This is a genomic window from Kitasatospora sp. CB01950, from assembly GCF_001905465.1.
Taxonomy (GTDB): Bacteria; Actinomycetota; Actinomycetes; order Streptomycetales; family Streptomycetaceae; genus Kitasatospora.
The window spans coordinates 97,608-110,142 of record NZ_LISX01000003.1; the positions used below are offsets into that span (position 1 = coordinate 97,608).

Annotated in this window: 9 protein-coding genes; 3 read left to right on the forward strand and 6 right to left on the reverse strand. The window is 72.6% G+C overall.

Annotation, left to right across the window (positions count from 1 at the left end; all coding sequences use genetic code 11):
- Positions 1–402: 402 nt before the first annotated feature.
- Entirely contained in the window at positions 403–2,595 is a 2,193-nt protein-coding gene (locus AMK19_RS09050) for a carbohydrate-binding module family 20 domain-containing protein (protein ID WP_073809904.1), read from the forward strand.
- Between the two features lie 90 nt (positions 2,596–2,685).
- On the opposite strand, the gene AMK19_RS09055 is transcribed toward AMK19_RS09050, so the two are convergent.
- Together AMK19_RS09055 and AMK19_RS36455 are read right to left on the reverse strand one after the other, a co-directional pair.
- Positions 2,686–5,448, reverse strand: a complete 2,763-nt coding sequence (locus AMK19_RS09055; RefSeq protein WP_073809906.1) for a cellulose binding domain-containing protein — start codon at positions 5,446–5,448, stop codon at positions 2,686–2,688.
- A gap of 336 nt (positions 5,449–5,784) precedes the next feature.
- Complete coding sequence (locus tag AMK19_RS36455) at positions 5,785–6,045, reverse strand: hypothetical protein (RefSeq protein ID WP_198953272.1); 261 nt, start codon at positions 6,043–6,045, stop codon at positions 5,785–5,787.
- A gap of 41 nt (positions 6,046–6,086) precedes the next feature.
- Here AMK19_RS36455 and AMK19_RS09065 point away from each other — a divergent pair, with 41 nt between their 5' ends.
- Complete coding sequence (locus tag AMK19_RS09065; RefSeq protein WP_073809908.1) at positions 6,087–6,590, forward strand: hypothetical protein; 504 nt, start codon at positions 6,087–6,089, stop codon at positions 6,588–6,590.
- Here AMK19_RS09065 and AMK19_RS09070 read toward each other — a convergent pair.
- The 3 genes from AMK19_RS09070 to AMK19_RS09080 form a co-directional block, all read right to left on the reverse strand.
- Positions 6,578–7,642, reverse strand: a complete 1,065-nt coding sequence (locus AMK19_RS09070) for a LacI family DNA-binding transcriptional regulator (RefSeq protein WP_198953274.1) — start codon at positions 7,640–7,642, stop codon at positions 6,578–6,580. The genes AMK19_RS09065 and AMK19_RS09070 overlap by 13 nt on opposite strands.
- Before the next feature lie 284 nt (positions 7,643–7,926).
- Complete coding sequence (locus tag AMK19_RS09075; protein ID WP_073809910.1) at positions 7,927–8,760, reverse strand: hypothetical protein; 834 nt, start codon at positions 8,758–8,760, stop codon at positions 7,927–7,929.
- Positions 8,761–8,904: 144 nt separating this feature from the next.
- Positions 8,905–9,972, reverse strand: coding sequence for a TerD family protein (locus tag AMK19_RS09080; protein WP_073809911.1), 1,068 nt, complete (start codon positions 9,970–9,972; stop codon positions 8,905–8,907).
- Positions 9,973–10,174: 202 nt separating this feature from the next.
- Here AMK19_RS09080 and AMK19_RS09085 point away from each other — a divergent pair, with 202 nt between their 5' ends.
- Complete coding sequence (locus tag AMK19_RS09085) at positions 10,175–11,848, forward strand: PP2C family protein-serine/threonine phosphatase (RefSeq protein ID WP_073809914.1); 1,674 nt, start codon at positions 10,175–10,177, stop codon at positions 11,846–11,848.
- Between the two features lie 28 nt (positions 11,849–11,876).
- Here AMK19_RS09085 and AMK19_RS09090 read toward each other — a convergent pair whose 3' ends face one another.
- Positions 11,877–12,449: a DUF4240 domain-containing protein gene (locus AMK19_RS09090; RefSeq protein ID WP_073809916.1), complete on the reverse strand. Its 573-nt coding sequence runs from the start codon at positions 12,447–12,449 to the stop codon at positions 11,877–11,879.
- Positions 12,450–12,535 lie beyond the last annotated feature (86 nt).

Consider the following 12,535-nt stretch of genomic DNA (forward strand, 5'->3'; position numbering starts at 1 on the left):
TCCTGGTCTGCTGTGGTGAACCAGTGGATGGCGCGGGCCTGTTGTAGGGATTTATAGGTTTAAAGTCGACATCAAGCCGCCTTCGCTTCTATTGAAAGGCGATGAAATTTTTTGCGTAACTGTCTTGACGGTGGGGCGAGCGGGACGGGATGGTCTTCCCACCGATCGGCGGGAGCGCCGGAGTCGGAGCCGAGGGATCCGGCTCCGGCCCCGCGGGCGCGACCCGAACCATCTGTTCCGGCCCGGCCGGCGGCAGCGCCGGCGTCGGCCTGGTTGCCGACGCCCGCTGCTCCATTCCGGGCGGCTGCCGCGACGGCCTCCCGTCCACCGCGGTCACACCGCTCGTCTCCGTCGAGACGGGCACCTCCCTGCCCCAGTCCTCCACCACCCGGGAGTTCACCCATGTCCTTCGCGCGCCGAGCCGTTGCGGCTCCGCCCACCCCCACCCGCCGCAGCCGGCGAACCCTTCCGGCCGCGGCCGTCTCCGCCGCCGCCCTGGTGGCAGGAGCCCTGCTGCCGCTGGGCCTGCAGGGCGCCGCGCAGGCCACCCCCGTCCCCAACGGCGGCGACGTGATAGCCAACCTGTTCCAGTGGAACTGGAGTTCGGTGGCCGGCGAGTGCACCAACGTTCTGGGCCCGAAGGGCTACGGCGCGGTGCAGGTCGCCCCGCCGCAGGAGTCGATCTCGGTGGCGGGCCACCCGTGGTGGGACGTCTACCAGCCGGTCTCGTACAACCTGAACAGCCGGATGGGCACCGACGCGCAGTTCCGCGCGATGGTGTCCGCCTGCCACGACGCGGGTGTGAAGGTGTACGCCGACGCGGTGATCAATCACATGGCCGGCACCAACCAGACCAGCTCCACCTCGTACGGCGGGTCCGGGTTCAACGCGGCCGCCTACAGCTACTCGGCCGTGCCCTACTCCAAGTCGGACTTCCACGGCTCTCCGCCGTGCCCCAACGCCGACCTGAGCATCAACGACTGGAACAACGTCACCCAGGTCCAGGAGTGCCAGCTGCTGAACCTCTCGGACCTCAACACCGAGAGCGACTACGTCCGCGGCAAGATCGCCGGCTACCTCAACACGCTGATCGGCGCGGGCGTCGACGGCTTCCGGGTGGACGCGGCCAAGCACATCGCCCAGGTCGACATGGCCAACATCGTCTCCCGCCTGGACAACACCCAGTGGGGCGGGCGCCCGTACGTCTACCAGGAGATCTTCCCGGGCAGCAGCGGCCAGTTGGCGCCCGCCGCGTTCGAGGGCAACGGCAGCGTGCTGGAGTTCACCTACGCCTCCAAGCTCTCCCAGCAGTTCACCGGCAACATCGCCAACCTCAAGACGTTCGGCCAGAGTTGGGAATTCGAGCCGAGCGACAAGTCCGCCGTCATGGTGACCAACCACGACCTGGAGCGCGACAAGACCACCCTGACGTACAACGACGGCTCCAAGTACAGGCTGGCGCACGTCTTCGAACTCGCCTGGGGCTACGGCACCCCGCAGGTCTACTCCGGCTACCGGTTCGCCAACCGCGACGATTCGCCGCCCGCCGACGGCAACGGCTATGTCACCGACGTCAACTGCTCGAACAACACCTGGACCTGCACCGACCGCGACCAGGGCATCGCCAACATGGTCGGCTGGCACAACGCGACCCGCGGCCAGTCCGTCGCGAACTGGTGGGACAACGGCAACAACGCCATCGCGTTCAGCCGTGGCAGCAAGGGCTGGGTCGCCATCAACAACAGCGGAGCCGCGGTCACCCAGACCTTCACCACCGGCCTGGCCGCCGGCACCTACTGCGACATCGTCCACGGTGACGTCAACGGCTCCGCCTGCACCGGCCCGACCGTGACCGTCGACGGCTCCGGCAAGGCCACCGTCACCGTGAACGCGGGCGACGCGGTCGCGCTGTACACCGCCACCACCGGCACCACCGGTCCGACCCCGACCGGGTCCTCCGGCCCGTCGCCGTCCGGCAGCCCGACCGACCCCAGCGGCACGGTCACCCAGACGTTCAACGAGAACAAGACCACCGTGGCCGGCCAGAACGTCTACCTCGTCGGCTCCCTCGCGCAGCTCGGCAGCTGGGACCCGAACGCGGCCGTCGCGCTCTCGTCGTCCGGCTACCCCGTGTGGAGCGGCAGCGTTCAACTCCCCGCCAATACCGCCTTCGAGTACAAGTACATCGTCAAGGACGCTTCGGGCACCGTTACTTGGGAGAGCGGTGCTAACCACAGCGCCAACACCGGAGCCTCCGGCGGGACGCTGAACGACAGCTGGGGCGCCACCGGCAGCAACCCCGGCCAGGTCTCGGTCACCTTCTCCGAGAACAGGACCACCGTCTACGGGCAGAACGTCTACCTCGTCGGCTCGACCGCCCAGCTCGGCAGCTGGAACCCGGCCGGCGCACTGCCGATGTCTGCCGCCTCCTACCCGAACTGGAAACTCACGCTCAGCCTGCCCTCCGGCACCGCCTTCGAGTACAAGTACATCGTCAAGGACGCTTCGGGCACCGTCACTTGGGAGAGCGGCGCGAACCGCACCTACACCACCGGAGCCTCCGGCAGCGTGACGCTCAACGACAGCTGGAAGTGACCGAGTACCACCATCCCGTCGGCACCATCCGCTCATGAACGGGGCCGGGGCAGCCATCGGGCCGCCCCGGCCCCCGCGGTCGTTCCGGTACTAGCCGGTCTTGACGGTGCAGGCCTTGCCGTTGAGGGTGAACGCGGACGGTGCGGTGTTCGCCGTGCTCCAGCTGGCGTTGAAGCCGAAGGTTGCCGAACTGCCGGGCGCTATCGAGGAGTTGTAGCCCGCGTCGGTGACGGTGACCTTCGCGCCGGACTGCGTGACGTTGCCGTTCCAGAGCGAGGTGACCTGCTGCCCGCTCGGGAACGTCCACACCACCGACCAGCCGCTGATCGCCGTCGAACCCCGGTTCACCAGCGTCACGTTGGCCCCGAAGCCGCCGCCCCACTGACTGGCCACCGCGTAATCAACCTCGCAAGTCCCGGAGGGTGAAGGCGAGTTGGAAGGATAGGGAGAGGGGGAAGGGGAAGGGGAAGGGGAGGTGGAGGAGGATGGCGACGGGGAGGAGCCTCCGGTCAAGTCGCCGTAGAGGATGCCGCGCCCGTTGGTGCTGACGTACACCCGGCCGTACACCCGCGGGTCGCCGGTGATCGCCGCGCCGGTCCAACCCCACTGGTGGGCTTCGTCGTTGATGCGGATCCAGTTCGCGCCCGCGTCGTCCGAGCGGAAGATGCCGCGCACCCCGCCGATCTTCGCGGAGGCGTACAGCGCGGGGTAGGACCGGCCGGGGGCGGCCTTGCCGAAGCCGATGGTGTCGGCCTGGTCGACGCCCGCCGATTTGGCGAAGGTTGCGCCGCCGTCGGTGGAGTGCCACAGGCCGTAGGCGGTGCTGCTGGTGCCGCCGGCCAGCCAGATGTCGCCCTTGGCGCCGGGAACGGCCTTGAAGCGCACCGAGTCGGTGGGCAGGCCGGTGGCGGCCCTTGCGGTGAACGTCGCACCGGCGTCCGTGGAGACGTAGAAGGTGCCGCCGGACCAGGCGTAGAAGGTCTTCGGGTCGACCCGGTCGGCCTGGACGGACGCCCCGGCCGGGAGGCCCGCGGCCGGCGTCCAGGAACCGCCGAAGCCGGTGGAGCGCACCACGCCCGCGCCCTTCGGGCTCCACACCGTCGCGCTGCCGTCCGCCGCCAGCGCCACCTGCCCGCCGCCGGTCACGCCCGACGGCTCGGCCGAGGCGGCGAACCAGTTCGCGCCGCCGTCGGTCGAATAGCCGATGTGCTTGGCGGTCGAGCCCGAGGCGAGGTCGCCGACCCGCACCATGGTGGCGGGCGTCGACTCCGCGAAGTCGAGCGAGGTGCCGGACGAGAAGTCCGGCTGGGTGAACATCCGCGCCGGGGCCTTCGTCAGGTCGTCGTGCCGGAACCCGCCGAGGTCGCCGAGCGCGCTCAGCAGCGGCGCGCCCGACGGCGGCGAGACCAGGTCGTTGACGGCGGTCTCCTCAAGTCCCGTCACCACGGGGGCGATTGCGATCTTCTGCCCCCGGTCGAGGGAGGTCAGGTTCGAGGATCCGTACAGCGTCGCGCCGGTGCCGTACAGCATCCGGTCCGAGTCGAAGGGGTCGATCTCCAGCGACTCCGTCATCCACCCGAGCTTCGGCGTCTCCTCCGGCGGCGACGGGTTCGCGTTGAAGGTCAGCCACGGCGCCGCCGAGACGTCGATCGTGTACTGGTCGTTGCGGTTCGGGTAACTCCCGTACGACCAGAAGGGTTTCCAGGTCGCGCCGGAGTCGGTGGATCGCCAGATCCGGGTGTCCGGCCACCACGAGCTGTAGCCCGTCACCATCAGCACGTTCGGGTGCCGGCGGTCGACGGTCAGGCCCGAGTAGCCGAAGTAGTTGTTCGAGCTGTCCGAGGACGGCACCGGGCTGACGTTCGTCCACGTCCCGCTCGCCGTCGCGTACTTCCACACGTCGCCGTGCGCGCCGTCGTACGGGCCGCCGGTGTCGCCGTACGCCACGAACAGGTTGCCGCCGGACGCGTCCAGCACCGCCTTGTGCGGGACGAAGCCGGTCGGCTGGCCGCCGATCCTGCTCCAGGTGGAGCCGCCGTCGTCGGAGCGGTACACGCTGTTCTGCTTGTCCGCGACGCCGGCGAACATCGTCCGGGTCACGCCGTTCACCGTGCCGCTGCCCTTGTCGAACACCTCCCACAGGATGCCCAGCGGGTCGCTCTGGTAGCCCGAACTGTCCGACGGGTCCGGCGCGTACGTGCCGGTCACCGGGAAAGCGCTTACCTTCTGCCAGTTGACGCCGTAGTCGGCGCTGCGCCACAGACCGTTGCCGCTCGGCGCGCCGAACCACAGCACGGCGTCGTTGTTCGGGTCGATGGCGAGTCGCTCGCCCATGCCGCGGCCCGGCATGTTGCCGCCCACCTTGAACGGCAGCGTGCTGCGCTGCCAGGTCGCGCCCTGGTCGGCGGAGCGCAGGATCGCGCCGTTCGCCGGATCCCAGCTGTTGGTGTAGCTCCCCGCCGCCACGTACACCCGCTTCGGGTCCTTGGCGTCGGTGGCGAGCGAGGCCACGCCCGTCAGGCCCCAGTCGTCCCAGCCGACCGAGTCCAGCAGCGGGGTCCACTGCCCGGTCACCGGGTCCTGCCGGTACGCGCCGTCGACGTCGGTGCGCGCGTACACCAGGCCCTGCTGCCCCTGGTTGAAGACGATGCCGGGGACGAAGCCGCCGCCACCGATCCGGACGCTGTTCCAGCTGTACGCGGGCGCGGCGGACTCGCTTGCGCCGGCGGACAGTTGGGGCAGCGCCGCACCGGCCAGGCCGACCGCGAGGGCCGCCACCGCCGCGGACAGCGGCCGCCGCCTGCGGGCGGGCGGCCGGGCGGCGGCCGGGCGTGCAAGGGGAACGGGACGCATCTGGGAACTCTCCTGCCTCGCGGGTGGGCCCACCAGCTAGCGGGCCCGCCCACCCGGCCGACAACGGGGCCGCCCAGAAGCGGGGCGAACCCGCTGGTCGGCACCGCCGGCGGCGTGAAACGTACATGACGCCGACGCAGGCCGGCCGGATCGCGCGGGGCCGCCCAGGCCGTTCGGCCCGTTCCGCCGGCCCGGCCGAGCAGGCGAGCAGTTCGATCTGACCGGAGTCGATGCCGCGCATGCCCAGCAGACAGCGGATGGTGGTGGTCCTGCCCGGGCCGTTCGCGCCGTTCACGCGGATCAGGCCCATCACGTAGCCCGTCGGCAGTCCGAAGCTCACGTCGCGCAGCGAGAAGGCCGCGCCGGCGTGGCGTTCGCGCCGCGCGTGGCGGGGACGGGATCACCGGACATCGGTCGCCTGCCTCTTCGCTCCTCGGCCTGGCGCAGCAGCTGCTCGTGCACCAATGCCGAGTCCAGCGACAGCACGAACGCGCCCTTGCCGGGGACGGTGGCGATGAAGGCGTCCGCCGCGAGTTCCGCGTACGCCCGGGTTGTGGTGATGATGCCGATCCGCAGGTCGCGCGCCGGCGCCCGCACCGAGTAGACAGCCGGAGCGGGTTGAGAAGGGGAGAGTCGGGATGACGGAACTGGGCTGGAACGATATCGAGGAGTTCTTCGACCCCGACCTGATGGGCGCCCTGCCGGATGTGTGGGTGCCGGACACATCGGTCGAGGACTGGCAGGAGCTGTTCGACCTGGTTCGGTCGAGCGGCTGGGCGTGGAGATTCGAGGTGGGCGGCAGCGTCGGGCCGCTGCCCTCCGCCGCCGAGGTGCTGGGGCGGCCCGCCGACGCGGAGTCGGTGGTGCTGCGGGTGTGGCCGGCCCCGGGCGTGGAGGCGATCTTCCGTCCGATGTCTGCTGCGGAGATCGACTTCGACGTCGACCTCCGCGAGCTCCGGGGGCAGGCCGGGGTGGACCGCCTGTGCGGCCTGCTGGGCGCGGTCGGCCGCCGACTGGGCAGGCCGGTGCTGATGGGCGCCGAGGGCGACTACCCGCACCCGGTGCTCGGGTTCGACCCGGCGGCCGACCGTGTGGTGGTGCGGGCGGACCACGTGCGGCTCCGGGGCGGTCAGCAGGACTGACGGACCACCAGGTGGGTGGGCAGGACGACGGAGCGGCCGGGGGACGGGTCGCGGAGGAGTTCGACGGCGCGTGCGCCGAGGTCCTCGACGGGCTGGCGGACGGTGGTCAGCCCGGGGCGGACGGTCGCGGCGGCCGGGGAGTCGTCGAAGCCGATCACGGCGACGTCGTCCGGGACGCGGCGGCCCAGCCGGCGCAGCGCGCGCAGGGCGCCGACGGCCATCGCGTCGGAGGCGGCGAACACGGCGTCCACGTCCGGGAATTGGTCGAGCAGCCGGAGCATCGCGTGCTCGCCGGAACGCGTCCCGAAGTCGCCGTACGCGACGGCGTTGCGGGTGGGGTCGCCGTGGTCGAGCAGGGCGTGGCGGTACCCGGCCAGGCGGTCCGCGCCGGCGGCGGTGTCGGGCGGCCCGGCGATGGTGGCGATCCGCCGACGGCCGGCCCGGTGCAGCAGGCCCATGGCGGCGCGGGCCCCGCTCAGATTGTCGGCGTCCACGTGCGCCAGGCGCTGCGACTGCGGGGGCCGCCCCAGCGCGACCACGGGCACGCCCGCCGCCTGCAGCAGCCCGGGCAGCGCGGGATCGCCCCACCGTCCGACCAGCAGCACCCCGTCCACGTGCCCGCCGCACAGGTAGCGCACCAGCGACGGCCGGGCCGGGCCGGGGCCGGCGGTGAGCACCACCAACTCCCTTTCGGGGACGACGTGTTGCGCGCCCGCGAGGAGCCGCACCGGGAACGGGTCGGCGTGGAAGCGCAGGACATCCGCGAACGCGACCACGGCGATCGCGCCGGTGTCGCGGGCAGCGGCCGCGGCGGGCGCCCGGCGACGGACGTAGCGCAGTTCGCGGGCGGCGGACTCGACGCGGGCGGCGATCTGCGCCGAGACCGGCGCGGACCGGTTCAGCACCCGGGACGCGGTGGCGCTGGACACCCCCGCGTGCGCGGCGACCTGGGCGAGCGTCGGCCCGGTCGGCCGGGGAGTCGAGAGCGGGGCGGCACCGCCCGGCAGGGGGCCGGCGTCGTGGGGACGGGGGAGCGGGTGAACGGGCAACACGGCTGCCCTTCCTGGCACGGAGTGGGGGATGCCGTGGCCACCCGCCCGGGGCCATCGGTGTCCGCACGGTAGGTGCTGGTCGGTGCACCGTCAAGGGTGCGCGCAGCATCGATCCCGGGGCGAGGCGCGCATCGGCAGGTGGCGGCCGAAGCCCGTACTCGGGGCAGGCCGTGCGGATCGACTTCCCGGCCCCTCGGGAGGCTGTCGTCCGCACTGCCCCGTACCCCCTTGCGCCTCCGGCCGGTTCGGGTCGGTTCGGGCCGGTTCGGGCCGCAAGGCTCCGGCTACCAGTTACCCCAGGTGCCGGTGGACCAGCGTGCGGCGCCGTCGCTGCCGTAGAGCACGACGTTGCCGTCGTCCTGGACCTTCGCCCGGGCGCCGGGCCGGCCCGCGATCGGGAGCGACCAGATCGGGCCGGCGGTGTTGTTGAGGATTTCCAGGGCCCGGTAGTTCGTCGCGCCCATGAGAGAGGCGTTCGTCCCCGGGTGGCCGTAGGTGCCGGTGGACCACAGCGCCGCGCCGTCGCGCTTGCGGTAGAGCACCAGGTTCCCGTCGGTCTGCATGAGCAGCCAGACCGAGTTCGACTCGATCCAGGTGCCGGACGCGAGAGCGGGACGCTGCTGGTCGAGCGTGTCGTTGGTTTCGCCGACGGCGGGGCTGTACCCGGTGTGGCTCTGCCAGTACAGGATTCCGCCGCTGACGGCCAGCCAGCCGTTCAGCAGGGAGGCGGTCGCGCCCGGGTGGCCGTAGCTCCCGGTGCTCCACAGCGCGCCGCCGGAGTCCGGGCCGCCGCCCTGGCGGTAGACGACGAAGTTGCCGTCGGGCTGCATGGAGGCGTACGCGCCCTGGTTGCCGTAGGTGCCGCCGGCCCACAGCACCGGGCCGCGGTGGCCGGTGTCACCGTCCAGGTAGAGCACGAGGTTGCCGTCGGACTGCATCACCAGCTCGCTTTCGCCGCTGATCATGCTCTGCCCCGACAGGAGCTTCTGACCACTCGGCAGGTTCGTGCTCTCGGTGGCCGGCGGCTTCGCCGCGGCGGTGCCGGCCGGAGCCGCGAGCGCGAGGACGGCGGCGCCGAGCAGGGCCGCGGCGGAGCGCGTGAAGACGTTCTTCCGCATGGCGCGGAAACCCCGTTGATCCAGGGCCCGCGGTTGGCGTGGGCCCTGGATTTCTGCACCCTCACCTGTGCGTTCCCGCAAGCGAGTTGCCAGCAGGCGGGGGCGGGGCGGGGCGGGGGCAGGGGCGGGCGAGGGTGCGGGGGATCAGTCCTCGTAGTAGTTGTTGACGACCACGTCGGGGCTGTCGTCGTCGAACGCCTCGGCCAGCAGCGCGCCGCCGACCAGGCCGGCCGCGCCCGCGCCGATCATCGCGCCGGTGCCGAAGCGGCGGCCGCCCTGCTGCTGCTCGGGCTGGGCCGGGTAGCCGCCCTGCTGGGGGTAGCCGGGCTGGGCGTAGCCCTGCTGCTGCGGGTAGCCCGCGGCGGCGGGGGCCGTGTAGTACGGCGGCGGCGTGGTCTGGACGCGCTGCGCGCACGCCCCGCAGGACTGGATCTGGCGCGGGACGCCCCACTGCGGGGACCACAGGACCGCCGTCGTGCCGGGGCCGTGCGCGGGGTCGAAGAAGCAGGTCACCGGGGAACCTCCGAGGGGCTCGGGCGGGAGAGCGGCCGGAACGGCCACCGTCGGCGTGGGCACAGCCACCGCGGCCGGGGGAGCGGCGGGCATCGGCGGAGCCGCAGGCGCGGCCGGAGCAACGGGCGCAACCGGCGCGGGCGCGAGGACCGCGATGCCGAAGTCGGTGGCGATGCCCGCCAGGCCGGTGGCGTACCCCTGGCCGATGGCGCGGAACTTCCAGCCGCCGCCGTGCCGGTACAGCTCGCCGAAGACGACGGCGGTCTCGGTGGTCACCTCGGGCCCGAGCTCGTAGCGGGCGAGTTCGCTGCCGCCCGCCGCGTCCGCCACGCGGACGTACGCGCCGTGCACCGAGCCGAACGCCTGTCGGCGTTCTTCCGCCTGGTAGATCGCCACCGTGAAGACGATCCGCTGCACCCGCTCCTCGACCGCGCCGAGGTCGACGCGGAGCTGTTCGCGGTCGGTGCCGGTGCCCGGGTCGGTGATGTGGGTGACGGCGCCGTCGGGGCTGGTCAGGTTGTTGAAGAAGACGAAGTGCTGGTCGGAAAGCGCTTTCCCGTCGCCGTCGCACAGCAGCGCGTTGGCGTCCAGGTCGTACTCGCCGCCGACCTGCCACCCGAGGCCGACCAGGACGCTCGTCGGGCCCTTGCCGTCCCGGAGCACGGGAACGTTGGCGCCCTTGGCCAAGGCCGTTGACATGCTGGTCCTCCACTTGAACCGAAGATCGTTCCGTGCCGACAACGCCTCACCTGAGCTGGGGGTTCCCGGGCCTGACGGAAGGCCGGGTCGTGCGGCCGGGCCGGTTCGGCCGCGGCGCTCACCCGTCCGGTCCGGTGCGGTCGCCGGGCGGCGGGACGGGCCGGAACAGTGGCAGGGAATGCCGAGCGGAGAGGGGCGGAGGTTGGACGGGCGAGCCGAGCAGGCCGACTGGGGCGAGGCGCTGCGCCGCACCATCCGCCGGCTGCGCGAGGAGCACTCGGGCCGATCGCCGGAACTCCCCCCGGGCGTGCCGCCGATCGTCCCGGACGCCGCGCTCGACCCGGACCTCGCCCGCCCGCCGGACCAGGACCTGCACCGCCTGCTGGACGCCGTCCCGCAGGCCTCCCTGCTCGCCGAACCCGTCCGCAACGGCGACGGCGCCGTGCTCGACCTCGCCGTGGTGGTGGTCAACGACGCCGCGCTCCGCCACCCGCACCACCCCGAGCAGCAGTTCTGGCAGACCGCCGACGGGCACGGAGTGTCGCTGCGGGAGGCCTACCCGGGGCTGTGGACGGACCGTCTCGCGGACGCCGTCGAGGACGTGCTGCGCACCGGGCACGCCGTGCGCGGGCTGCCGGTGCGGTGGGACGGCGCCGGCCCGGACGGCAGCGCCCGCAGCCGCCGCGAACGACTCACCGTGCACCGCCTCGGCCGCCGACTGCTGCTGCTGTGGACCGACGACCGCACCGAGGAGGTCGCCCGCGCCGCGCAGCGCATCGCCCGGGTCGGCTGGGCCGAATGGAGCCTGCGCGACGGCCGCCTCGACGTCTCGCCGGGCCTGGCGGTCCTGCTCGGCCGCACCGCCGGCACCACGACGCTGAGCCTCGAACAGATGCTCGCCCGGGTCACCGAGACCGCCCGCCCCGAGCTCCACCGCGCCCTCGACCGGCTGCTCACCACCGGCGCCGACATCGACGTCCTCACCGAGCTGTACGGCAGCGGCTGCCCCCGCCGGGTCCGCCTGGTCGCCGAGGTGGTCCGCGACGAGGACGGCCCGATCGAGGGCCTGCGCGCCGTCCTGCAGGACGTCACCGAGCTGTACGAGAGCCAGCGCCTGCTGCGCGAGCAGCAGGAGGAGACCGAGCGGCAGGCCCGCCGCGCCGACGCCGAGCACATCGTCGTCCAGCGCCTCCAGGACGCCCTTCAGCCACGCTCCGCGACCCTGGACGGCCTCGGCGTCACCTCCGCCGTCGCCTACCGCCCGGCCGAGGGGCGGGTCGGCGGCGACTGGTTCAAGATGCGTCAACTCCCGGACGGTCGCGCCCTGTTGGCGGTCGGCGACGCGCGCGGGCACGGGCTGGACGCGGTCGCGTTGATGTCGATGCTGCGGCACGCGCTGGCCGGGCTGGCGTTCACCGGCGCCCTGGTGGAGTCGCTCGGAGGCTGGCTCAACCGGATCGCCTGCGACGAAGGCGACGAGTCCACCGCCACCGCGATCGTCTCCCGCTACTACCCCGACCGGAACCTGTTGCGCTGGATCTGCGCCGGCCACCCGCCGCCGGTGCTGCTCCGCGACGGCCGGGCCGTCCTGCTGGCTTCCGAGATCGGCCCGCCGTTCGGCGTCCTGCCGGCGGTCGCCTACCACGCCGCGGAGACCCACGTCCGGCGCGGCGACGTCGTGCTGCTCTACACCGACGGCCTGATCGAACGCCGCGACCAGGACATCGACGTGCGCCTGGACGCCCTCTGCGCGGCCGTCGAGGCGCACGCCGCCGAACCCGCCCTGCAGGACCTGGTGGACGCCGTGGTCCGCGACATGTCCGGCCCGCTGTCGGAGGACGACGCGACGCTGCTGGCCTTCTCCTTCAACAACTGACGGTCCGTCAACTCACTTGCGGTGCAGGTCAGTCGACGAGGTAGAGCGCGGCCAGGCGGGGGAGCCGGCGGTGCATCTCGGCGTCGTCGTCGAAGTCGAACAGTTCCCCCGAGCACGGCTCGACGGCCCCGGGGGCGGGGGCGAGGCCCCGCTCCGCGCGGTGGCGCTCGTACGCCGGGTGGAACTCCTCCCAGGCGCCGGTGCGGCGCGCAAAAGCCTGCGAGGCCGCGTAGTTGACGGCCTCGTTGAAGAACACCTCCTCCGCGTCGAAGCGGTTCTCGCCGACCGCCGCCGGATGCTCGGCGATCACGTCCGGCCCCGCCAGGACCCGCTCGTACCAGGCGTGGCCCTCGGAGATCACGCCCGCCCGGAAGTCCATGAAGCCGTCGTCGGAACAGCCGCCGCCGATCAGGTACGCCGCCGCCCATATGTCCCACCGGTACAGCGTGCCGTGCAGCCGGTCGAAGGCGACCTCGTAGCGCAGGATGTCCGACTCCGGGAGGGCCGCCAGAACGTCCACCAACGCCTGCTCGAAAGGGACTTCGGGCGTGGCCGCGGCCCGGGCGGAGTCGATCAGCTGCCAGAACTCGTCGTTGTCCATGGCGGCCAGCCTGCCCGCCCGGTGTGACAACGCACCGGCTCCGGACCTGCGGCCGCCCCGTCGTCGACCCGGAGGCGGTGGGTCGA

Excerpts from the sequence above, each read along its gene's own strand:
- AMK19_RS09090 (WP_073809916.1), bottom strand. The coding sequence starts at position 12,449 with ATGGACAACGACGAGTTCTGGCAGCTGATCGACTCCGCCCGGGCCGCG.
- AMK19_RS09050 (WP_073809904.1), top strand. The coding sequence starts at position 403 with ATGTCCTTCGCGCGCCGAGCCGTTGCGGCTCCGCCCACCCCCACCCGC.
- AMK19_RS09055 (WP_073809906.1), bottom strand. The coding sequence starts at position 5,448 with ATGCGTCCCGTTCCCCTTGCACGCCCGGCCGCCGCCCGGCCGCCCGCC.
- AMK19_RS09065 (WP_073809908.1), top strand. The coding sequence starts at position 6,087 with ATGACGGAACTGGGCTGGAACGATATCGAGGAGTTCTTCGACCCCGAC.
- AMK19_RS09080 (WP_073809911.1), bottom strand. The coding sequence starts at position 9,972 with ATGTCAACGGCCTTGGCCAAGGGCGCCAACGTTCCCGTGCTCCGGGAC.
- AMK19_RS09075 (WP_073809910.1), bottom strand. The coding sequence starts at position 8,760 with ATGCGGAAGAACGTCTTCACGCGCTCCGCCGCGGCCCTGCTCGGCGCC.